General features: G+C 71.1%; 19 protein-coding genes and 2 pseudogenes. 10 read left to right on the forward strand and 11 right to left on the reverse strand.

The features are described from left to right. Positions 1–182 precede the first annotated feature (182 nt). The gene (locus tag ACH4OW_RS28535) at positions 183–1,184 is read right to left on the reverse strand and encodes a sigma-70 family RNA polymerase sigma factor (protein WP_360129482.1); all 1,002 of its coding nucleotides are present in this window, start codon (positions 1,182–1,184) and stop codon (positions 183–185) included. Between the two features lie 510 nt (positions 1,185–1,694). Between ACH4OW_RS28535 and ACH4OW_RS28540 the strand changes: the two genes are divergently transcribed. Next, positions 1,695–2,183, forward strand: a complete 489-nt coding sequence (locus ACH4OW_RS28540) for a hypothetical protein (protein ID WP_398030588.1) — start codon at positions 1,695–1,697, stop codon at positions 2,181–2,183. A gap of 130 nt (positions 2,184–2,313) precedes the next feature. Next, positions 2,314–3,540 carry a hypothetical protein gene (locus ACH4OW_RS28545; protein ID WP_398030589.1) on the forward strand — a complete coding sequence of 409 codons (1,227 nt, stop codon included), beginning with the start codon at positions 2,314–2,316 and terminating at the stop codon, positions 3,538–3,540. Positions 3,541–3,631: 91 nt separating this feature from the next. Here the strand turns inward: ACH4OW_RS28545 and ACH4OW_RS28550 are convergent. Next, positions 3,632–4,129 (reverse strand): annotated as a pseudogene (locus tag ACH4OW_RS28550) (pyridoxamine 5'-phosphate oxidase family protein); the annotation flags it as partial. 180 nt (positions 4,130–4,309) lie between these two features. Between ACH4OW_RS28550 and ACH4OW_RS28555 the strand changes: the two are divergent. From ACH4OW_RS28555 to ACH4OW_RS28565, 3 genes are all read left to right on the forward strand, one after another. Further along, the gene (locus ACH4OW_RS28555) at positions 4,310–5,368 is read left to right on the forward strand and encodes a questin oxidase family protein (protein ID WP_398030590.1); all 1,059 of its coding nucleotides are present in this window, start codon (positions 4,310–4,312) and stop codon (positions 5,366–5,368) included. 149 nt (positions 5,369–5,517) lie between these two features. Next, positions 5,518–6,015, forward strand: coding sequence for a MarR family winged helix-turn-helix transcriptional regulator (locus tag ACH4OW_RS28560; protein WP_398030591.1), 498 nt, complete (start codon positions 5,518–5,520; stop codon positions 6,013–6,015). 73 nt (positions 6,016–6,088) lie between these two features. Then, complete coding sequence (locus ACH4OW_RS28565) at positions 6,089–6,946, forward strand: maleylpyruvate isomerase family mycothiol-dependent enzyme (protein ID WP_398030592.1); 858 nt, start codon at positions 6,089–6,091, stop codon at positions 6,944–6,946. A 188-nt stretch (positions 6,947–7,134) separates the two neighbouring features. Here the strand turns inward: ACH4OW_RS28565 and ACH4OW_RS28570 are convergent, their stop codons facing one another. Together ACH4OW_RS28570 and ACH4OW_RS28575 are read right to left on the reverse strand one after the other, a co-directional pair. After that, positions 7,135–8,661 carry an MFS transporter gene (locus tag ACH4OW_RS28570; RefSeq protein WP_360129500.1) on the reverse strand — a complete coding sequence of 509 codons (1,527 nt, stop codon included), beginning with the start codon at positions 8,659–8,661 and terminating at the stop codon, positions 7,135–7,137. Between the two features lie 340 nt (positions 8,662–9,001). Continuing rightward, positions 9,002–9,658 carry a TetR/AcrR family transcriptional regulator gene (locus ACH4OW_RS28575; protein WP_398030593.1) on the reverse strand — a complete coding sequence of 219 codons (657 nt, stop codon included), beginning with the start codon at positions 9,656–9,658 and terminating at the stop codon, positions 9,002–9,004. Between the two features lie 209 nt (positions 9,659–9,867). Between ACH4OW_RS28575 and ACH4OW_RS28580 the strand changes: the two genes are divergently transcribed. Continuing rightward, positions 9,868–10,602, forward strand: coding sequence for a rhomboid-like protein (locus ACH4OW_RS28580; protein WP_398030594.1), 735 nt, complete (start codon positions 9,868–9,870; stop codon positions 10,600–10,602). Here the strand turns inward: ACH4OW_RS28580 and ACH4OW_RS28585 are convergent. From ACH4OW_RS28585 to ACH4OW_RS28595, 3 genes and pseudogenes are all read right to left on the reverse strand, one after another. Further along, positions 10,586–10,675 (reverse strand): annotated as a pseudogene (locus ACH4OW_RS28585) (DUF397 domain-containing protein); the annotation flags it as partial. The gene ACH4OW_RS28580 and the pseudogene ACH4OW_RS28585 overlap by 17 nt on opposite strands. A 5-nt stretch (positions 10,676–10,680) precedes the next feature. After that, positions 10,681–11,493 (reverse strand): helix-turn-helix domain-containing protein, encoded by an 813-nt coding sequence (locus ACH4OW_RS28590; RefSeq protein ID WP_398030595.1) that lies wholly within the window; start codon positions 11,491–11,493, stop codon positions 10,681–10,683. 123 nt (positions 11,494–11,616) lie between these two features. Further along, positions 11,617–12,267 carry a TetR family transcriptional regulator gene (locus ACH4OW_RS28595; protein WP_398030596.1) on the reverse strand — a complete coding sequence of 217 codons (651 nt, stop codon included), beginning with the start codon at positions 12,265–12,267 and terminating at the stop codon, positions 11,617–11,619. Positions 12,268–12,358: 91 nt separating this feature from the next. Between ACH4OW_RS28595 and ACH4OW_RS28600 the strand changes: the two genes are divergently transcribed. Beyond that, positions 12,359–12,532 (forward strand): hypothetical protein, encoded by a 174-nt coding sequence (locus tag ACH4OW_RS28600; protein ID WP_360129517.1) that lies wholly within the window; start codon positions 12,359–12,361, stop codon positions 12,530–12,532. Continuing rightward, positions 12,529–12,873, forward strand: a complete 345-nt coding sequence (locus ACH4OW_RS28605; protein ID WP_398030597.1) for a hypothetical protein — start codon at positions 12,529–12,531, stop codon at positions 12,871–12,873. The genes ACH4OW_RS28600 and ACH4OW_RS28605 overlap by 4 nt, the downstream gene beginning before the upstream one ends. A 71-nt stretch (positions 12,874–12,944) precedes the next feature. Here ACH4OW_RS28605 and ACH4OW_RS28610 read toward each other — a convergent pair whose 3' ends face one another. Continuing rightward, on the reverse strand, positions 12,945–14,264 hold the full coding sequence (locus tag ACH4OW_RS28610; RefSeq protein WP_398030635.1) for an IS701 family transposase: 1,320 nt from the start codon (positions 14,262–14,264) through the stop codon (positions 12,945–12,947). A 351-nt stretch (positions 14,265–14,615) separates the two neighbouring features. Continuing rightward, positions 14,616–15,266 (reverse strand): TetR family transcriptional regulator, encoded by a 651-nt coding sequence (locus ACH4OW_RS28615; protein WP_398030598.1) that lies wholly within the window; start codon positions 15,264–15,266, stop codon positions 14,616–14,618. Positions 15,267–15,682: 416 nt separating this feature from the next. Here ACH4OW_RS28615 and ACH4OW_RS28620 point away from each other — a divergent pair, with 416 nt between their 5' ends. Further along, positions 15,683–17,158 (forward strand): IS701 family transposase, encoded by a 1,476-nt coding sequence (locus ACH4OW_RS28620; protein WP_398030599.1) that lies wholly within the window; start codon positions 15,683–15,685, stop codon positions 17,156–17,158. Between the two features lie 50 nt (positions 17,159–17,208). On the opposite strand, the gene ACH4OW_RS28625 is transcribed toward ACH4OW_RS28620, so the two are convergent. Both ACH4OW_RS28625 and ACH4OW_RS28630 read right to left on the reverse strand, forming a co-directional pair. Next, positions 17,209–18,405 carry an NAD-dependent epimerase/dehydratase family protein gene (locus ACH4OW_RS28625; protein ID WP_398030600.1) on the reverse strand — a complete coding sequence of 399 codons (1,197 nt, stop codon included), beginning with the start codon at positions 18,403–18,405 and terminating at the stop codon, positions 17,209–17,211. Continuing rightward, positions 18,402–19,016, reverse strand: a complete 615-nt coding sequence (locus ACH4OW_RS28630; RefSeq protein WP_398030601.1) for a ScbR family autoregulator-binding transcription factor — start codon at positions 19,014–19,016, stop codon at positions 18,402–18,404. Before ACH4OW_RS28630 ends, ACH4OW_RS28625 begins: the two co-directional genes overlap by 4 nt. A gap of 196 nt (positions 19,017–19,212) precedes the next feature. Between ACH4OW_RS28630 and ACH4OW_RS28635 the strand changes: the two genes are divergently transcribed. After that, on the forward strand, positions 19,213–20,328 hold the full coding sequence (locus ACH4OW_RS28635) for a ScbA/BarX family gamma-butyrolactone biosynthesis protein (protein ID WP_398030602.1): 1,116 nt from the start codon (positions 19,213–19,215) through the stop codon (positions 20,326–20,328). Positions 20,329–20,551: the final 223 nt, after the last annotated feature.

Raw genomic sequence — 20,551 nt, forward strand, 5'->3', positions numbered from 1 at the left:
AGACTCAAACGGGCATGAGTGGACAGCAAAGAGCCCCGGTGCCGAGGGGGGGAACGGCACCGGGGCTCGTCTATGGGGAAGGGGTCAGGCCGAGGCGGACCTGCCGGGCCGGCACTCGGAGCGGGCCGCTTCCGTCACGTCGGGCCACCTACCACGGGACGGAACACGCACACGCGCCGCCGTTACGCCGCCGCGTCGAAGCCCGTGTCGTGCGCCATCCGCTTCAGCTCCAGCAGCGCGTGCTTCTCTATCTGCCGGATGCGCTCGCGGGTGAGGCCGTGCTGCTTGCCGACCTCGGTGAGCGTCCGCTCACGGCCGTCCTCGATGCCGTACCGGGCCTTGATGATCGAAGCCGTACGGTGGTCGAGCCGGTCGATCAGGTCCTCCAGCTCCTCGCTGCGCAGCAGCGTCAGGACGGACTGCTCGGGCGACGCGGCCGAGGTGTCCTCCAGCAGGTCGCCGAACTGGGTGTCGCCCTCGTCGTCGACCGACATGTTCAGGCTGACCGGGTCGCGGGCCCAGTCCAGCACGTCGGTGACGCGCTCGGGCGTGGAACCCAGCTCCTGGGCGACCTCCGCGGGCTCCGGGTCCCGGCCGTTCTCCCGGTTGAACTCGCGCTGCACGCGGCGGATGCGGCCCAGCTCCTCCACGAGGTGGACGGGCAGCCGGATGGTGCGCGACTGGTCCGCGATGGAGCGGGTGATCGCCTGGCGGATCCACCAGGTCGCGTAGGTGGAGAACTTGAAGCCCTTCGCGTAGTCGAACTTCTCGACCGCGCGCACCAGGCCCGCGTTGCCCTCCTGGATCAGGTCCAGCAGGGGCAGACCGGCGCGCGGGTAGCGGCGGGCGACCGCTACGACCAGGCGGAGGTTGGAGCGGATGAAGATGTCCTTGGCCTTCTCGGCCTCTTCGGACAGCGCCTCCAGCTCTTCGCGGGTGCCGCCTGCGGCATTGCCGTCCTCGACGATGCCGTCGAGGATCTGCCGGGCGTAGACGCCCGCTTCGATGGTCTGGGAGAGCTCGACCTCCCTGGCGGCATCGAGCAAGGGGGTTCGCGCGATCTCGTCGAGGTACATGCCGACCAGGTCGCGGTCGGCGATCTCCCCGCCTACGGCGCGAACGCTGCTGGCCCCGTCAGCACCGCTGCTGGTGGCCTGACGACGGGCGACGGCACGGGTTGCCATGCGTGTGCTCCCTTTGCGATGAGTCGGTCGCGGGATGGTGGCGGTGGGACACCGGGTGTCTGGCCCGTGTACCCCTTCCGAAGGAAACAACGGCTGGAATCCGGACAGAATTCCCATGCCGTGGTCCTATTTTTGTGATCATGCAGTACCCTGCGCCCCCAGCCGCGAGATCGGACGCCGCCAGCGCGGGGGGAAGTGCAGGTCAGGACGGCTGCTGAGGCTGGTCCCGGGGCTCTCGCCGACCGCCGCGACCACTACGCCCGTGAGACACCTGTCACATCCGTCACGGAGTCCTCTGCCCCGAGGAGCGCCTCCTCATGACTGCCCTCCCACCCTCAAGACGGCTCGCGCCGCTTTCTGGTTGCCCACCGGCGGGGAGACCGGCGGCACCCGGGGGGCCAGCGGCACCGGCGGGGAGACCGGCGCGGGGGCCGGCGGAGCCACCGTTCCGGTTGACGGTCGCGGGGTCCGGGTGTGGCCTGGAGTGGGGGCGAGTGAGAGGAGCCCGTCATGGAGACACCCGTCCACCAACACGGCGCGACCGTCCAGCGGCACGGCGCCGACGCCGAGCCGCACCACAGGTCACCCGCCACCACGGCCCTGCCCGTCGCCGCTGCGGCCCTCTTCGGTCTGTGGACCGTCTTCGTCGACCGCACCAGTGGCTCTTCGCTGGGCCACGCCTGGCTGCTGGGCCTGATCGCGGCCCTCGTCAGCGGAGCGCTCGGCCTGGCGCTGGTACGCGTCCAGTCGTCCATGATCACCGAGGTGCGGGCGCTGGCGTACGGAGCGCTGTTCGGCACCGCGATGGGCTACCTCTACAGCATCGCCCACGCGTCCGGCCCGTCCATCCTGGAGTCGGTACGGATGGGGCTGGTCCTGGGCGCGGTGATGTTCGCCGTCTCCCTGTACGTCTTCCGGACCCACCGCACCCGCGAGCCACACGGGCAGCACCGCCCACGCGGTTCGCACCGGGCACACCGTCCCCGTACGACTCACTGAAACACCCCAGCCCCGTACGTCTCGCTGAGGCGCCCCGTACGTCTCACTGAGGCCGGATTCGCGCTTCGCGTTTCCCGTTGCGCGTGCACGAGGGTCCCGCGCCGGCGGGGCGGGCTGTCACCCTGCCGGCATGACGAGACACACGCAGCGGCAAGCGATCAGCAGACGAACCGTATTGGCGGCCACCGTGCTCGGCGCGGTGGCCGCCTCCACGCAGGGGACGGCACTGGCGAGCGGTACGGCGCCGGTCGGCGGAACGGCGCCCCGCAGGGTGACGCCCGTGCCGGTCGGCGACCCGGCCGGGTTACACATGTGGAAGCCCCTCGACCTCAACGGGCGCGGGCACGTCATCGGGTCGAGTCCGGACGGCGGCCCCACCGGCAACGCGCTGGTCTGGGCGGGCGGGAAGCTGACCACGGCACGCCTGCCCGCGTCCGGCGGCGAGATCTATCTCGAAGCGGTCAACGACGGCGGGCAGCTCGCGGGCAGTCACCGCGGCGGTCCGGAAAACCTGCAAACCGCCATGGCGTGGCCCGGCGGCGCGGGCGCGGACCCCATCGTGCTGGAGACCGACCCGCAGTACCGGGACAGCCGCGCGTACTACGTCAACAACCGCGGCCACGTGGTCTACCGCACCTCCGAACTCCCCGCCCGCCCGTACCGCGCTTTCGTGTACGACCTCGCGAGCGGCGCGCGCACCGAGATCGTGCCGCCCGCGAGCCACACCAGCGGCGTGTACCCGCGCGGCTTCAACGACAGCGGGCAGCTGATCAGCAGCGTCTTCTACGAGGGCTCGACGTACACGTTCTTCTGGGACGGCCGTACGGCCACCGACCTGACCCCGCTCGGCGCCACCTTCCTCAAGGACCTCAACGCCCGCGGCCAGGTGCTCGGCACCCACCGCCCGGCCGAGGCCGGCGGCTACGAACGCGCCTTCCTCTGGCAGGACGGCCGGATGACCGACCTGGGCGCACTCGGCCCGTACGACGTCATCCTGTCCAACACCCGGCAGCCCATGAACGACCTCGGCGACGTCATCGGCCTCAGCGGGACCGCCGACGGCCGTGTCCCCTTCCTGTGGAGCGAAGGCCGGATGACCCCGCTGCCCACCGGCGGGCGGCAGAACGTGTCGCCGCTGGGCATCAACAACCGCCGCGAGATAGCCGGCCGCTGCTCACCGGACGGCACGACGTGGCACGCCTGCCTGTGGCGGAACGGACGCTTCACGGACCTCGGTACGCCGCGGGGGTTCAGCGACTGCCAGGGCCTGCTCGTCACCGAGCAGGGTGACGTCCTGGCCTTCGCCTCCGACCAGGTCGGCCGCCGCACCTGCACCTTCCAGATCACCGCTACCTGACGGGCCCGGTGGTCATCCCGGACTGGGTGGTCATCCCGGGCTCGGTGGCTATCGCGCGCTCGGTGGTTGTCCCGGGCTCGGTGGTTATCTCGGGCGGCTCGGTGCCGTTGCCCCGCCGGATGGTGCGCAGGGGGGCGCCGGGCCGCCAGGTCTCCAGCACGATGTGCGGATCGTCGACGTATACGCGCACCACCTCCGTCAGCTCCGCCCTGAACAGGTGGAACGGCTCCGGTGGCTTCGCCGCCTCCACGTAACGTGCCATGACCGCCGGGTCGGTCACTTCGACGGCCCGGCCCGCGACCCGTACGTCACCGCCGTCCATGTCCGTGCCAGGACCCGGGTTGGCGTGCAGCGCGAACCGCGGATCGCGCCGCACGTCGCGCGCCTTGCGGGAGCCGGCCATCATGCCCAGCCACAGTTCGCCGAAGCGGAAGTCCGCCTCTATGCCGGTCAGGCGGGGCGAGCCGTCGGCGCGGAGCGTGCCGAGCACGTGGTGCCGGTACGCCGCGAACCGTGCCCGCACCCGCTCCGCCAACTCCGGCTGCTCCGCCGCGAAGCCGGCCCACCCCAAGCTCTCGTCGTTCGTCATGCGCCCACCCTCCCCCCGATACCCGACACCTCCTGTCGGGTATGGACCGTGGTCCGACTGCTTCACCATCTCACCCACCACTGACAACGCCCCCGGCCTGCGGCCTTACGACCAACGCCGTACGGGGGCGTAGGACCGGCGTCCGTTACGTCCGCCCGCCGCCCGGCCTAGCGTCGGCTCATGGACACGACGGACGGCACTCTCGACGAAGCCCTGGAGCGTCTGCACACCTGGGGCCCCGAATTCGGCGGATTCCTCGCCAACCACGGGCCGATGGCGGTGGAGGCCCTGGTCAGGCACGGGCAGGCGGGTTCCGTGCACCGCTGGATCGACCACTACGAGAAGAAACTCGAAGACGTACCGAGCCCTCAGGACGCGATCACCGACGCCAACTGGCAGGATGCGCTGGGCGATCCGCGCCGGGTGACCGACTGGGCCACGTACTTCGCCCGCCAGGTCGCCGAACACCCCTGGCGCGACGTGCTCGCCGAGTGGTGGCCGCGGCTGCTGCCCGGCATCGCCGGGGCCGCGACGCACCCGGTCATCCGGGTGGGCCACGCCGTACGCACCCTCCTGGACGACGGCGAGGAGGCGCCGCGCGTAGCGGAGTTGGCGTATGCGCTCGGCTACTGGGCCGCGCGCCACACCACCCTCCCCGTATCGGTGAATCCGGGCGGCGCCGCCTCTCCCGCCGAGGCCCTGGCGGTCCTGCCGCGCATCGCCGACCAGCAGGTTCTGCCGCTGGACGGGCTCGCCCAACTCCCGGGCACCCCCGGCTGGCTCGCGACCGTGGACTCGCTGCGCGTGCCGCACGACGACCCGGAGGCCGTACGCGCCCAGCTCACCGCGCTCGTCCGGGCCACGGTGCACCGCTACCTGGACCACGGGCACGGGCACGGCGTGCTGATGGTGCACACCGCCACCGCCCCGAACGCCGTCCTGCGCACCCTGCCCGCGCTGCCGCGCGAGCTGTGGGCGGCGTCGCTGGGGGCGGTGTGGGCGGCGAGCGCCGCGATCACGTCCGTCTACGCGGCCGGCGAGGCGCAGCCGCCGCTGGAGGGGGTCGGCGGCCTGGCTCCCGAGGAGGTCTTCGAGCGTTCCGCGGCGCACGGTGACGAGCACGTGATCAAGTTGACCGACACGGCGCTGGACGTGGCGGCCTGGGCGACGGACGGTGACGACGAGCGGGCGCTCGCCGCGGCCGTGCGCGCCCAGCTGCTCATTCCCGCCGGTTCCTGAACGGTTGCCGCCGGTTGCGGAGCGGCCTCGTTAGGGAATGTTCCTGTAAAAAACATCGCCCGGCACGCGACAGCTCACCTGCACCTTTCCTCCCCATCACCCTTAGTTAAAACTTCAAGAAATGCGGAAGCGGTGAGACAGTGGATGGCATGAGCAACGAATCCGCAGGTGAGCCTCGCTGGCTCAGCGACGAAGAGCAGTACGCCTGGCAGTCGTACCTGCATGCCACCATGCTCCTGGAGGACCACCTCGACCGCCAGCTCCAGCGTGACGCGGGCATGCCGCACATCTACTACGGGCTGCTCGTCCAGCTCTCCCAGGCACCGCGGCGCCGGCTGCGGATGACCGAGCTGGCCCAGAACGCCAAGATCACCCGGTCCCGGCTCTCGCACGCCGTGGCCCGCCTGGAGAAGAGCGGCTGGGTCCGGCGCGAGGACTGCCCCTCGGACAAACGCGGCCAGAACGCCGTCCTCACCGACGAGGGCCTGCGCGTCCTGGAGAAGACCGCCCCCGGCCATGTCGCAGCGGTGCGGGCGGCGATCTTCGACCGGCTCAGCCCCGAGCAGGTCGGCCAACTGGCCGCCATCTGCCGTACGGTCGCGGACGGCCTGCAACCGCAGGGCGCCGACCTGCCCTGGCTCCGCTGAGGAGCCGGGGCGGGCGGCCCCGGCCGCGCGTATTTCGGTCGTCACCCGGGCCTGCGGTTGGCAGGCTTGGGCCATGAATGCCCAGCCCACTGACACGCCGGGCCACTCCTGGCTCGGTACCCCGATCGACGCCCGCCCGCTGTTCGCGCCCGAGCAGGCCGCGCTGATGTCCACGCTGCGCGGCCTGGCGCCCGCCGACTGGGGCAGGGAAGCGGTGCCGGGCTGGAGCGTGCGGGACTTGGCCGCCCACCTCCTGGGCGACTTCTACGGACGCCTCGCCCGTGACCGCGACGGGCACCCGGACGGGCCCGCCTTCGCGCCGGGCGAGACGCTGGAACGGTTCATCCACCGCATCAACCAGGAGTGGGTCGAAGCCTGCCGCCGGGTCAGCCCCGCCGCGCTCGTCGACACCCTCGACCTGGTCGGTGACCAGGTCGCCCGGTTCTTCGAAGCCACCGACCCCGACGCGCCTTCGCTGGGGGTGTCCTGGGCCGGTGCCGACCCGGCGCCGATGTGGCTGGACAGCGCCCGCGACCTCACCGAGTTCTGGACCCACCGCCAGCAGATCCGCCACGCCGTCGGCCAGGCGACCGATCCCGACCCCCGGTTGCTGTCCGTCGTCGTGGACACCTTCCTGCGCGCCCTGCCCCACACCCTGCGCCAGGTCGACGCCCCGGCCGGAACGCAAGTCCGGGTGAGCGTCGAGGGCCCGGCCGGCGGCGCCTGGACCGCCACCGCCACGGGGAGCCGATGGTCGCTCGCGGCGCCGCAAACCGGGCGCCCTGCCGCCGCCGTCCACCTGGACGCGGAGACCGCCTGGCGCCTGTGCACCCGCGGCATCCAGCCGGAGGCCGCCTTCGCCCGGGCCCGCGTCGACGGCGACCGTGTCCTGGCCGAAGCCGCCTGCCGGATCGTGTCGATCGTCTACTGACCGCACCGCCATCTACTGACCGCGGCCGGCCCGGGCGCCCTACGTGGTCCGGACACGCGTGTGCGGCGCGTACGTGTCCGTACGCGCCGCACAACCGGTGGGTCAGCCCGTCATGACCGGTATCGGCACCGGTCCGTCATGACCGTTCTCAGTGCGCCGTAGCCACTCTCAGTGCGCCGTAGCCACTCTCAGTGCGCCATGACCGGAATCGGCACGTCCGCCTCGGCGTCCGCGCTCGCGTCCGCGCCGTCACCGGAGCGGGCGACCGGTCCGCCGCCCTGGTGCCCGGTGTTGATCAGCGTGAACGCGAGACCGGCGGCGATGACGAGGATGCCGACCGCCCACCAGATCGCGCTGGTGTAGCCGTGCACCATCGACTCCAGCTTGAGCTGCGGCAGCGAGGCCGCTCCCGTCGCGTGGGAGGTGGCGTACGCCGTGGTGGCGCTGGCCGCGATGGTGTTCAGCAGGGCGGTGCCGATCGCGCCGCCCACCTGCTGCGAGGTGTTGACCATCGCCGAGGCGACGCCCGCGTCGCGCGGCTGCACGCCGTGCGTGGCCAGCGACATGGCCGGCATGAAGGCCGTACCCATGCCGAGGCCGAGCAGCAGGAACGCGGGCAGGATCAGCGCCGGGTAGGACGTGTCCAGGTCGATCTGGGTCAGGATCAGCATGCCGACGGCGGCGAGCAGGAAGCCCGGGGCCATCAGCAGCCGCGGCCGTACGCGGGTCATCAGCCGGGCGCCGATCTGCGTCGAGCCGGTGATCATGCCCACGATCATCGGGAGGAAGGCCAGACCGGTCGTGACCGGCGTGTAGCCCTTCACGATCTGCATGTAGTAGGTCAGGAACAGGAAGAGACCGAACATGCCGATCACGGCCAGGCCCAGCGAGGCGTAGACGCCCGCCCGGTTGCGGTCGGTGAGCACCCGCAGCGGCAGCAGCGGGGACTTGACCTTCGACTCGACCAGCACGAACGCCGCGAGCAGCACGGCGGCGGCCACGAACAGGCCGATCGTCATGCCGGCGCCCCAGCCGTCGGACTCGGCGCGGGTGAAGCCGTACACCAGGGAGACCAGGCCGAGGGTGGCCAGGATGACGCCGGGCACGTCCAGGCGGGACGGGTTGCGGCTGCCCGCGGGCTCGCGGATCACCAGCAGCGCGCCGACCGCGGCGACCACGGCGAACGGGATGTTGACGAAGAAGGTCCAGCGCCAGTTCATGTACTCGGTCAGCACGCCGCCGAGGATCAGGCCCACGGCGCCGCCGCCACCGGCGATGGCACCGAAGATGCCGAACGCCTTGGCCCGCTCCCGCGCCTCGGTGAACGTCACCGCGAGCAGGGACAGCGCGGCCGGCGCCAGCAGCGCGCCGAAGACGCCCTGGAGGGCACGGGCGCCGAGCAGGACACCCTCGTTGGCGGCGGCGCCGCCGAGGGCGGAGGCCACCGCGAAGCCGACCAGACCGATGACGAAGGTCCGCTTGCGGCCCCACAGGTCGGCGATCCGCCCGCCGAACAGCAGCAGGCCGCCGAACGCGAGGGCGTACGCCGTGATGACCCACTGCCGGTTGGCGTCGGAAATACCGAGGTCCTGTTGGGCGGAGGGCAGGGCGATGTTCACGATCGTCGCGTCGAGCACGACCATGAGCTGCGCCAAGGCGATGAATATGAGCGCTTTCCAGCGCCGGGGATCGACGTACGTGGCCGATTCAGACATGGGCGGGTCCACCTAGTGGTACGTAAGCGAAGAAAACGGGACGTGGGTAAGGCTGAGCGTGGTGAGCGTGGTGCCGTTATGTGGAAATGCGGTGCCGATGTGGTGTTGAGCTGGTGTTGAGTACGTGTTGATCAGGTGTTGAGCGGATGCGTGTACGTCCGGGCGTACGGCCGTGGCCACGGCCACGTGACGTCGCCCGGCACGGCGGGACCGGCGCCCCGCAGCCTGTTAGTCGGTCACAGGGCGCCGAAGTTTCCGCCGCACGGAAGTTTTTGCCGTACGGAAGGTGCTGCCGCACGGAAGGTGTCGCCCGTACGGAAGGTGCTGCCCGTACGGGCCGCTAGGCGTGCCGGAGGTCCTCCAGCGTCGCCGCGGCGCCGGGCAGTTCCGAACGCGCGGGCGCCCGCAAGCCGTCCAGGAACAGCAGCAGGTGCCGATACACGAACCGGTCGAAGTCGGTACAACCGGATCCAGGCAGCGGTCGCGTCAGCTGAGTGAGTGCGACCATCAGGTCACCGACGGCGATGTCGGTACGCAGCTGGCCGCTGTCGCGCGCGGCACCCATCAGGGCCTCGACGGCCCCCTCCAGGCGTTCGCGCGCTGCGAGCAGGTCGGGGTGGTCCTTGTCGACGCCGTCCGAGAGCAGCGGGCACAGGGCACCGATCCGCTCCTCGACCGCGGCGAAGACGAAGCGCCTCAGCGCTTGGAAAGCATCGGGCTCCTCGGTGAGCGCACACTCCGCCTTGTCCGCTGTGCGGTCCATGACGGAGAGCGTTACGTGGTGGATCAGCTCCAGGCGATCCGGAAAGTGACGGTAGAGCGTCGCATTGCCGACCCCGGCACGTCGAGCGATTTCATCGAGCGGGATGTCGGCCCCGAACTCGACCATCGCCTCACGGGCCGCCCCGATGATCCGCTCCCTGTTGCGCACGGCGTCCGCGCGCAGCCGGTGCTGCGGGGTCGCTGCGCCGCTGGGGCGGGTACGGGTGGCGGTCATGGCGGCACGTTCCTCTCATCGTCGCGATCGTCGTCGCGTCGTGGCGTAATCGTTCACGAAACCGGAAGACGGCTTCGGCGAAGCGGGGAATCTCTCTCCGCTTCAGTGGGACGTCTGGTTAAACGGGGACGGCCTCCCCGGTTATTTCACCCACGGCTGTGCCCTGCGTCACAGGCGCCGACCGGAACGGGGGCCGGTATACAGACTTCATGAAGGCTTCGTTCCGCCCGGCCGCACTACCCCGCGCGATCCGGTCGTACGTATGCCGGGCCCCCGGCACATTCATCTGGCTCGCGATTCTCTTCGGTACGTCGGTGATCATGCACCAGCTCGCGCCGGACACCTTGGAAGACGTCCTGCAACGCCGCTCCACCAACATCCACAACCTGCTGCTGTCACCCGGCCGGGTCCTGCTCACCAGCGCCCTGTGGCTGGACGGCGGCGGCTGGCCGCTCTACTTCGTCGCCTTCAACGTCTTCCACGTACCGGCCGAACGCTGGCTCGGCACCCGCCGCTGGCTCGCGGTCCTGGGCGTCGCCCACATCGGCGCCACCTACCTGAGCGAGGGCATACTCGCGCTCGCCATCCACACGGGCGCGGCATCGCACTCCGCCGTGAACACGCTGGACGTCGGCGTCAGCTACGCCCTCGCCGGCGTCGTCGCCGTCCTCACCTACCGCATCCCCTGGCGCCCCGTGCGATACATGTACGCGGCGGCCGTCCTCGCCTTCTACGCGGTCCCCCTCTTCGGCAGCCTCACCTTCACCGACATCGGCCACTTCACAGCCGCCCTCCTGGGCCTGGCCTGCTACCCCCTCACGCCGGGGTGGCAGACCCGCCACAAGCGCCGGCGTACGGGGCGTACGGAAGGAACGCGGCCCAGGCGTCGCCCCCGAACACCAGCCGGGGACCCTGCGGGTCCTTCGAATCCCGCACGTAAATAGCCTGCGGGCAGGTGGCTATCTCGACACACTCACCACCGGCCTCGTCGCTATAGCTCGACTTGCACCACACCATGTCACTCACAGAGTCCCCACCAACTTCTCGATGAACCGCGCCGATTCACTCGGGCTAAGCGCTTGCTGGAGGAGCTTGTCGTACCGCTGGCGCATAACGGCGACCTTCTCCGGCTCAGCGTAGATCAGGCCGCCCAAGTGCACCTCCACATAGGCAAGGCGCTCATGCTGGCTCGTCTCCAACAAGACGAACGGACCATGCAGCCCGGCATTGACCATGTCGCAGTCGAGCAGAACCTGAACAGCCACGTTGCGCTGCGCGCCAACTTCCAGCAGGCGGACCAGTTGTGCCTTGTGCGCCTCGTTCCCCTCGTAGGCACAGTGCAGCACTCGCTCGCTGATCACGAAACTGAAAGACCTGGTGGCCTTGTCCAGCAGAGCTTGACGCTCCATACGTGCCGCGACCCGGCGCTCGATCGTCTCCTCGTCCAGCGGAGGCCAGCACCCCTGGATCAGGTGCCGCGCGTACGCCTCGGTCTGGAGCAGCCCCGGCACCAGGCTGGCCTGGTAGAAGTGCAGGGCAACCGCGTCGAGTTCGTACCGCATGTAATCCGCCGAGTACGACGCGAACTTCTCTGGCTGCAGGTACTCCTCCGCCGCCGTCAGCATGCCATGCGCACCACACATCTGATCCGCGACTTTGAGTAGATGAATCGTCGGCTTCCGCCGACCTTGTTCCATCGACTTCACGTACTCCGCCGCGTAGCCGGCCTCCTCGGCCAAACCCTCGCGACTTACCTGAGCGTGGGCGCGCCACAGCTTGATCTGATTGCCGCAGTACCGCCACGCCATCGGTGGTTGGGAATTCTCGTTCGTCACCGCGTCCGCCTCCCGCTACCCGCGTAGTTGACCCACGGCAAACGCTAGACCCACCCACTGACAATTGAGCCAAATGACGTAGATGCGCACCTTATTGATCAGCCGCAGACACAGGCGGTCAGATCAGGAAGCGGCGTCGCGCCAGTGTTGGCGGCCGACGCTGATGAGGTGCAGTTGGCGCCGCGCGGTGCGGGCGACCGCGTGCCAGCGCTCCGTGTCCAGGTCACCCCCGTCGCTGACGTCGAGGAACGCGGAGGCCGTCATCACGAGGCGGTCGACGTACAGCTCCGCCAGCATCCGTACGTCGTCGTCGCTCCAGCCCTCCGACACCGGCTGGGACTTGAGTGCGGCTGCGACCTCCGTCGCGAACCGATCCAGTTCGTCCGCTATGGCCTGCCGTACGGCCCGTACACCGCCGTGCCGTTCGCGCGCGACGAAGCGGACGTGCGCGGGGTGTTCGCGTACGTACCGTTCGACGACCGCCACCGTGTGGTCGATCCGCTCCTCGGCGCCGGCCTGTTCGGCGAGGACGGCGCGGACCGTCGCGTGGAGGCTGGCCAACGACTCCTTGACCAGGGCGACTCCGAGTTCGCCGAGGTCGCGGAAGTGCCGGTAGAAGGCCGTGGGCGCGACGCCGACCGCCCTTGTGACCTCGCGCAACCCCAGGCTGCTCAGGCTCTGTTCCGCCAGCAGGCCGAGTGCCGCGTCGAGCAGGGCCTGCCGGGTGCGCTCCTTCTGGGCCTGCCGGGCCCCGGCGGTGTGGCTGTGACTCATGTCATCCAGTAAACAACTGTTCTCTCAGTTTCTCCACCCCTACAGTGGGAACCTGAGTGAACAACTGTCCTCCGAAATGGAAAGGCAGATCATGCTCTTCCTTGTCGCAGCCCTCCTCCTGCTGGGGGTTCTGGTGGGTACCGCGGCACACCTCCCGGTCCCCGTCACGATCATCGCGGCAGTGGCCATCGGTTGCTGGCTGCTCGTCTTCTTCATCCGCGAGCGCCGCCACCACACCAACGAGACCGAGGGAGCGTCCCGATGACCACCCTCATCACCGACCACGAAGACGACACCGACACCCGAGGCACCGGAACCGCCACCGAGCCGGACGCCAAGACCGCCGCCACGCCGCGCCGCGGCACGCCGCGCGGGCAGGCGGACGGCATGGCCGTGGCCGCGTTCGTGCTCGGCCTCGTCGGCACCCTGGTCGCCAACGTCGTCCTCGGCCCCTGCGCCCTCGTACTCGGTGCGCTGGCCCTGGCGCGGCACACCACCCGGCGCTTCCGTGCCGTCCTGGGCATGGCGCTCGGCGCGGTCGACCTGATCATCCTGGCCACGCTGGCCACCGCCGACGGCTCGCTGAGCTGGACGTTCGGCGGCTGAGGCGCACCGGGCCACACCGGGCCACGCCGGCCCACACATGACGCGCCGTCACCGGCGTACGCGGCCGCCCGTCACCTCGCGAGGGTGAGGGGCGGCCCGCCGACGCGCCTACGGGGCGCACGGCGCGGCGGCGGGTATCCGTACGCGTACGGATACGGCCGCTGGCGCGACGGCGGACACGGGTCCCCGGCCGGGCGGGCGGCGTCCAGCGCGGTGAGCGACTCGACCGCGTACGCGACGGAGGCCAGCGTCATGTGGCGGTGCCAGCCGGCGAACGACCGTCCCTCGAAGTCGCGCAGCCCCGTACGGCCGCCGACGCGGGCGCTGTCACCGGCCACGCGTGCGGCGGCCCTGGTGAGCCGGTGGAGGTCGGCCGGGGACGCCCCGGCCGGCGTGGTCAGCCAGAAGTCCGCGCGGTCGCCCGTGCCGTGCCCCTCGTGGTCGTCGTGCCGCTGGGCGTAGAGCAGCAGCTCGCCGCCGTCGGGGATCTCGGTGGTGCCGCCGCCGGTGCGTGCCAGAGTGACGCGGGCGGCCAGGGCCCGTACGCCGGGGGCGACGTTGCGGACCGGCAGGCCGAACCGTTCCTGCGAGGCCAGGATGCGCTGGGCCGGGAGGGCGCCCCGGTGCGAGGGCCGCCCGGTGCGGTCCACCAGCACGAGCGCCACGGAGCCGGGAATCCTGACCATCACGGGCAGGCCGGCCGGCGCGAGCGCGCCGAGGACGGTCTCGGCGCGGTGCAGCTGGCTGTCCCAGACCACGGGAGTGGAACTCCCGGCGCGCCGCGCGAGTTCCAGGAGTTGGGCCAGGCCACCGCCGTCACCACTGCCGTCACCACCGCTGCCGCCGCCGTCACCGCCACTGTCACCGCCGGGGGCGGACGCACTGGCGGTGTCGGTGTCCGGTGCGGGCAGGTGCAGGCGCCAGTCGACCGGGACGTCCAGGCCGTGGCCCGCGTACCAGAGGCCGTACGCGAGCTGCCCGTTGACCAGCTGTCCCGTGGCCGGGACGAAGCGGCGGTGGACGCCGACCGAGTTCGTGCCGGTCTTGGGGATGAGCATCGGGCGTACGACCCACGAGCGGGGCTGCGCGCGCTCCACCAGATAGTCCGCCAGGGCCTCGCGGACGGCGCGCCAGCACCACGGGGCGTTGCAGATGAAGTGGTGCAGGCGCTGGGCGGCGCCGGTGTCGTCCAGCGACCGGGCGATGTTGCGGATCGACTTGCGGCCGGGCGTGGTGAGCAGCCCGCGCAGGTACTGCTCGCCCTTGAGGTGGTGGTCGGCCCTGTTGAAGGACACGAACAGGTGTCTGCACAGGTCCTCGATCCACGCCTCCTGGGTGCTGGCCGGCCGCCCGGGGAGAGGCGGCGGGAAGGCGGCGGGGCGGGCGGGCACGGACAAGGACTGCCCCCGGGGAGACGGGTCGGTTGCGTCGGCCGACTGACTGGCTGTCAGCAGGGACGATAAAGAATGTTCGCTATGTTTTTGTGGTCGGGGGGTGGATCGCAGACGACTTCGCGAAGTCGAAAGAGGGCGGATGGGCGGTTGCGTGCGGATTTGCGCCGACCAGTCGCCCCGGTGACCGACCAGTTGCCCTGACGGCCGACCAGTTACCCCCGCGGCCGACCGACTGCCTCGACGCCGACCGACTGCCCCGACCGCCGTCCGGGGCGCGCACCGAGCCCCGCCCCGCCCCGCTTTGCCCCGCCCGGTCCCGTCCCGCCCCGTCCCGCCCCGCTCCGCCCGTTACAACGTCCCCGCGCCCACCGGGTTCTCGTCGCCGCCCAGCGTGACCGGCGGCCGCGCTCCGAGCACCAGGCCCCACACGCGGTCCACGTGGTCCCACGGCGACAGCCCCGCGTCGGCACCGCGCGGCGCGCCGATACGGGCGGCGAACTCCGCGCCGGTCACCACGGAGACCGCCGTGGCGGTGACGGCTTCGGCGGTCGTCCAGTCGGCGAAGTCGGGGCGCGCCCGCTCGACAAGGTCGCCGAGGGACGGCCGCCACATCGCGTACCAGGTGTTGCCGTCGGCCGGGAAATCCCAGGCAAGACGCGCGGCGGCCCGTACGGCCGGCTCCTCTTCGAGCAAGCGCGCCAGCGTGCGCGTGAAGGTGACGACCCGCCGTAACTCGCCGTGCCCGGACGCGCCGGTGCACCGGCTCACCGCCATGAGGGAGGCCAGGGCGCTGCGCGTCAGCGCGCAGCCGGCGTCCCTGACGGCGTCGGCGAGCGTGGCCTTGGAGGCGAAGTGGAACGTGAGGGCGCCGATCGTGACCTCGGCGGCGGCGCTGATGCGGGCCAGCGAGGCGCCCGCGTACCCCTTTTCGGCAAATTCGTCGGAGGCCGCCCGCAGCAGGGCCCGGCGCGTCCGCTCAGCTCGGTCCTGTCGCGCCATTGTCCCGCCTCGGTGATCGCCCTCGGTTGCCAGCGCCGTATTGGTGACACCCAACCGCCCATGCTAGAGCCGGGTTTGGCGGGCCGCACCGCGGCGGCGGCAGTTGGCGGAGACTTGATCAGTATGGGAACCAGGATCGGTCAAGGGGGGTCTTGAGCCGGTTCCCGAAGCGGAATCCGGGCCCCTTGCGGCCCGCGCCGCACCGGCGCCCGTACCGGCCCCGGCCCGCGTCCGCGCCGGCCCCTAACGGACGCTCGCGCCGACCGTCGAGCGGCGCCCGCTCCTCTGCCCGGACTCGCGTGGTGATACGGCCAAAACAGTCTCCGACCTCGCGGGGTCGCAAAAAAAACGATCGTTCTTTATTCTTTGCTGGTCGGCGCCCGATACACGGGATGACCACGGGAGGAAACGCACTCATGACGACAGAAACCGCACATCCGGCTACCCACACCCCCGCCCGCTCCCTCTCCACGTCCCTCCCCTCCGGCCACCCCTTCTCAGCCTTCCGCACATCCGACAAGTCCGGCGTCCACGACCTGTCGGGCGTCTCGGCCGAGTCCTTCCCCAGCGGACCTGGCGGACCCAGCGGACCCAGCGGACCCAGCGGAACCAAGCGGACCACCGGGACCAACCGGACCGGCGCGACCAACGGGACCAGCCGGACTCCACAGTCCACCAGGTCTCACCGTGCCCGCGCCAGTAGGAACGGCAAAAATGCCGGGGTCTGTACGGATCACGCGACCGCCGCCGAGCGCGCCGACGCCCTCGCCACCGGCGACTTCCCCGCCTTCGCCGACGCCCTCTTCGGCCACCTGCCGCGCACCGACCAGCGCCGCTGGGCCCACTCCTACCTGCTGGCCCTGCTGACCACCGAAGGCAAGAAGTCCGTACGCCGGCTGGCCGCCGCCGTCTCCGACTCGCCCACCGCCTCGCAGTCGCTGCACCAGTTCCTCAACGCCAGCCCCTGGGACTGGGGCCCGGTGCGGCGCGAACTCGTACGCCGGGCGGAAGCGACGACCCCGCCCCGGGCGTGGATCCTCGCCCCCGCGGTGCTGCCCAAGCGCGGCGGCCACTCCGTGGGCGTACACCGCCGCTTCTGCTCCTCGGCCGGACGCACCGTCAGCTGCCAGCTCGCCATGGGCATGTTCCTGCCGGTGGGCGAGGCGCCCGCGACCCCCGCCACCGCCGCGGCGGCCGCCGCCTCCGGCGACTGCGGCGGCAGCACGGCCGTGTCCGTCGACTGGCGGCTGTTCCTGCCCCCGCAGTGGGTCGAGGACCCGGAACTGCTGCGCCGCAACCGCATACCGGCCCCGGAGGCCCACGGCCCCCGCCCGATGTGGGCGCACGCGCTCGACCTCGTCGAGACGCAGGCCGCCCGTACGTCCTGCCCGCCGGCGCCCGTCGTGGCGGACCTGAGCGAGTACTCCGACTCCGTGCGGCTGATCGAGGCGCTGGCCCGCCAGGGGCGCGACTTCGTCATCGCCGTACCGCCCGCCACCGCCCTGGCCACCCCGGCCACACCCGGCATGCCCGGCGACCCGGGCGCCCGGCCGCGGCTGCTCCAGTCCGCGCCCACGCCCGTACGCCTGCCCAACTCACACCACACCTACCGCGCCTTCACCGAGCCGGGCCCCGGCCGCCCGGCCCGGGTCTGGCTCACCAACATGGCGCACCGCCGCATGGGCCAGCTCCTCGGCCTCGCCCGGCTGCACCAGCTGCCCACGGCCACCCTGCGCGCCCTGGAGGCGGACTTCGGCCTGTACGACTTCGAGGGCCGCTCCTACCCGGGCTGGCACCACCACATGACCCTCACCTCCGCCGCGCACGCGTACCGCGTCCTGGCGGACGAACCGGACGAGCAGACGCTGGCCACTGTGCGCTTCGTGTCCTGATCCGTCAGACGGGAACTGTGAGGCGGGATTCGCCAGGCGGCGCGCGGGGCTCAGAAGGCCCGGCGTGCCGCCAGGTGGTTCCGGTACCAGTCGGCCGCCTCCGCCACTCGTACGAGGGGGGCCGGGCCCGGTTCGCAGCCCGCCGCCGCCCATATCCCGTCGCTGCGGTACCAGTGGTCACTGGCCAGCAGGGCGAACTGGCGCTCGCTCACGCGGCCGGGGCGGTCGCGCAGGCGCGCGAGGCATTCCTCCCAGGACAGGTCAGGCAGGCCGGACAGATCGGAAAGGTCGGATAGGTCGGGCGGGTCCGCGACCGGGGCGAACACTCCGTGGGCGATCAGGGTGTCCATGAGGTCCCCGTTGCGTACGGGGGTGGGGTGGCTGGCGTGGTGCACGCCCGCGGGGATGCCGTGCGGGGCGAGGGCCAGCCGTGCGAACAGGCGGGCCAGGTCGTCGACCGCCACGACGGACAGCAGGCCGCGCCCGCCGTCCCAGCGCGCCGGCACCCGGTCGAGGAGTTCGGCCAGCGCCGGGACGACCCAGCGGTCCCCCGCGCCGAGCACCAGGCCCGGCCGCAGCACCGTGCCGCCCGCCTCCAGGACCGGCCGCTCCGCGCCGAGCCGGGTGCGGCTGGCGGCGGAGACCGGGGCGGGCGTGATCTCGTCCACGTCGATGCCGGTGTGCGGTCCTGCGCCGTACACGGCGGCCGTGGAGAGGAGTACGACGCGGCCGACCCCGGCGCGTACCGCCTCGTCGACCAGGGCTTGGGTGCCGCGCACGTTGACCCGCTCGCACTCGTCCGCGTCCCGGCCGATGTGGGAGGCGAGGTGGAGCAGGACGTCGGCGCCGTCACAGACGCCGCGCAGGGAGGCGGGGTCGGAGAGGTCGGCGGGGAACCATTGGAGGGCGGGGGCAGGGGCGGGGCCGGGAGCGGGGGTGGGAGAGGGCGCGGGAGCGTCGTCGCTTGCCGGGTCGGTTGCCGGATCGGTTGCCGGGTCGGTTGCCGGGTCGGTTGCCGGGTCGGTTACGGGGGGCTTGCGCGATACGGCGCGCAGCTCGACACCCGCGGGGGAACCGACGTCCGTACGCGGACCCGTGCCCGTACGCGGACCCGTGCCCGTACGCAGACCCGTGCCCGTACGCGGACCCGTGCCCGTACCCAGGAGCTCACGCAGCACCGCGGAGCCGATGAATCCGGTCGCCCCGGTGACCACCACGCGCCGGGGGCGCGTCCGCGGTGCGTTCATGCCGCCGCCTTCCCCTGGCCCGCCTTGAAGCTCATGTGGGGCCTGACGGCGGGTTCCGCGACGCCCGGCAGCAGGTAGCGCCAGAGGGAGACCACGCGCTGGTGCAGGTCGGTGCGGCCGGAGGAGATCTGCGAGAAGAGCTGGGTGCCGGTGTAAGCGCTGACCAGTACCCAGGACAGCTCGTCCACGTTCACGTCGGGGAGCAGCTCGCCCTTCTCGCGTGCGGCGCGCAGCTGGCCGGCGAACTCGTCGGCCCAGGCGCGGTAGGCGGAGTCGTCCTGGACGCCGAATTCGCCCTGCTCGACCGCGAGCCGTACCCCGGCACGCAGCGTCGGGTTGGTCTGGAGCTCGCCTGCCAGGTACAGCGTGATGTCGACCAGGCGCTGGAGTCCGTCCTCCCCCGGGGGCAGCTCCAGGCCGCCGCCCTGCTCGATCATCACGGCCTGGGCCAGCGCCTCCTTGGACGGGAAGTGGAAGTACATCCCGCCCTGTGTCACCCCCGCACGCTTCATGATCTTGCTGATACTCGCGCCGCTGAACCCGAACTCGTCGAACACCTCGGCGGCCGCCCGGAGGATGACCTCACGTGTCCTGACCGCACGCTCCTGCATGGACCGCATCAGCTCCCTCGACAAACAAAACGAATACTATTTATTTTATGAAAGCCGAGGCTCTCACGCTGCGAGGCTTAACCGGCCTCAAAGCGGCCCGTGTTGGTACGTAGCGGACCACCCGTGAGGGTTACCGGCGGACCACATCGGGCCGCAACGGACCGGACCTGCAGACACTCCTCAGGGGGATACCCGCATGAGCACCACCGGCCAGCTTCCGACGTTTCCCGCTCCTGCTGCTGCCGGCCTGTCCCCGCACACGCTGACAACGACCGTGCCGAAGGAGTATGTACACAAGCAGGCGCTTTCCGAAGTACTGCTCACCAGTTGGCACGAGTCGGCCCCGGACGTCCATGTCGTGACCGCGGAATGGCCGCGGACCCATACGTTCTACTCTTCGAGAAACCGGCTGCACGACCCGCTCCTGCTCGTGGAGACGATCCGGCAGACCATTCCGCTGCTCTCGCACCTCGCTTACAACGTGCCGTTCGGTCACCAACTGATCTGGGACCACTTCACCTATTCGCTGGACCCTGACGCACTGCGTACCGAGACTGCCCCCACCGAGATCGAACTACGCATCGGCTGCTCCGACATCAAACGCCGCAAGGGCACTTTGAGTGCACTGACCATGGATGTCGAGGCGACACGGAACGGCGCCCGGCTCGGCACCGCGGTCGCCCGCTTCACCAGCCACGCCCCGGCCGTCTACCGCCGCCTCCGCGGAGAATACGGCGACGCCCGCGAGGCCATGGCCCGCGCCGTGCCGCTGCCGCCGCCGATCTCGCCGCAGCGCGTGGCACGCGATCAGTTCGAAAGTGTGATGCTTTCGCCCACCGATACCCGCGACCGCTGGCAGTTGCGTACGGACACCACGCACCCGGTCATTTTCGATCACCCGGTCGACCATGCGCCCGGAATGCTGCTGTTGGAGGCCGCGCACCAGGCAGTGCACGCGGCACTGCACCCAATTCAGGTCATACCCGTCGGCCTGCGCACCGTCTTCGCGCGGTACGCGGAATTGGACACACCGTGCTGGATAACGGCAAAGGTGCTGGGGCAGCCGGATTCCGGCGCTCGAACCGGGGATTCGCCGAACGGATTCGCGGCCGAATTCCCGTCCGGCACCCCGCCGCGTACGGACGCCTCCGGTCTTGTCCACACGCGCGTCACGGCGCACCAGAACGGCGAAGAACTGTTCACCGCCACGGTCGCCGCCCGTCCGCTGAGCACGGATTCGGGTACGGCGGCGGGCGCCGATCCGGGTGCGGAGCCACGCCCGGATACGCGTTCCGATTCCCGTACGGACTAAGCCCGCCCCGGGTTCGTCGGAGGCGAAAGGGCGGCGGCGGGGCGGCCGTCGCGCTTCCGCCCCGCGGCGTCCGAAGCATCCGGTACGGGCGGAATCACATCGGGCGCCATCCCGCGACGACTTCGGTAAATCCACCGGGCATTCACCGCCCGGCCGGCCTGTCGTCATCAAGCCAACGGACGCCGTTCCGGCCACGGCCACACTTGTCATGAACACGGTAGAC

It is taken from the genome of Streptomyces sp. NPDC017056 (genome assembly GCF_044332485.1).
Taxonomy (GTDB): Bacteria; Actinomycetota; Actinomycetes; order Streptomycetales; family Streptomycetaceae; genus Streptomyces.

Coding starts and splice junctions, on each gene's coding strand:
- ACH4OW_RS28625 (WP_398030600.1), bottom strand. CDS start 18,405: ATGAACGCACCGCGGACGCGCCCCCGGCGCGTGGTGGTCACCGGGGCG.
- ACH4OW_RS28635 (WP_398030602.1), top strand. CDS start 19,213: ATGAGCACCACCGGCCAGCTTCCGACGTTTCCCGCTCCTGCTGCTGCC.
- ACH4OW_RS28630 (WP_398030601.1), bottom strand. CDS start 19,016: ATGCAGGAGCGTGCGGTCAGGACACGTGAGGTCATCCTCCGGGCGGCC.
- ACH4OW_RS28580 (WP_398030594.1), top strand. CDS start 9,868: ATGAAGGCTTCGTTCCGCCCGGCCGCACTACCCCGCGCGATCCGGTCG.
- ACH4OW_RS28555 (WP_398030590.1), top strand. CDS start 4,310: ATGGACACGACGGACGGCACTCTCGACGAAGCCCTGGAGCGTCTGCAC.
- ACH4OW_RS28595 (WP_398030596.1), bottom strand. CDS start 12,267: ATGAGTCACAGCCACACCGCCGGGGCCCGGCAGGCCCAGAAGGAGCGC.
- ACH4OW_RS28545 (WP_398030589.1), top strand. CDS start 2,314: ATGACGAGACACACGCAGCGGCAAGCGATCAGCAGACGAACCGTATTG.
- ACH4OW_RS28600 (WP_360129517.1), top strand. CDS start 12,359: ATGCTCTTCCTTGTCGCAGCCCTCCTCCTGCTGGGGGTTCTGGTGGGT.
- ACH4OW_RS28605 (WP_398030597.1), top strand. CDS start 12,529: ATGACCACCCTCATCACCGACCACGAAGACGACACCGACACCCGAGGC.
- ACH4OW_RS28560 (WP_398030591.1), top strand. CDS start 5,518: ATGAGCAACGAATCCGCAGGTGAGCCTCGCTGGCTCAGCGACGAAGAG.
- ACH4OW_RS28540 (WP_398030588.1), top strand. CDS start 1,695: ATGGAGACACCCGTCCACCAACACGGCGCGACCGTCCAGCGGCACGGC.
- ACH4OW_RS28615 (WP_398030598.1), bottom strand. CDS start 15,266: ATGGCGCGACAGGACCGAGCTGAGCGGACGCGCCGGGCCCTGCTGCGG.
- ACH4OW_RS28575 (WP_398030593.1), bottom strand. CDS start 9,658: ATGACCGCCACCCGTACCCGCCCCAGCGGCGCAGCGACCCCGCAGCAC.
- ACH4OW_RS28565 (WP_398030592.1), top strand. CDS start 6,089: ATGAATGCCCAGCCCACTGACACGCCGGGCCACTCCTGGCTCGGTACC.
- ACH4OW_RS28620 (WP_398030599.1), top strand. CDS start 15,683: ATGACGACAGAAACCGCACATCCGGCTACCCACACCCCCGCCCGCTCC.
- ACH4OW_RS28570 (WP_360129500.1), bottom strand. CDS start 8,661: ATGTCTGAATCGGCCACGTACGTCGATCCCCGGCGCTGGAAAGCGCTC.
- ACH4OW_RS28535 (WP_360129482.1), bottom strand. CDS start 1,184: ATGGCAACCCGTGCCGTCGCCCGTCGTCAGGCCACCAGCAGCGGTGCT.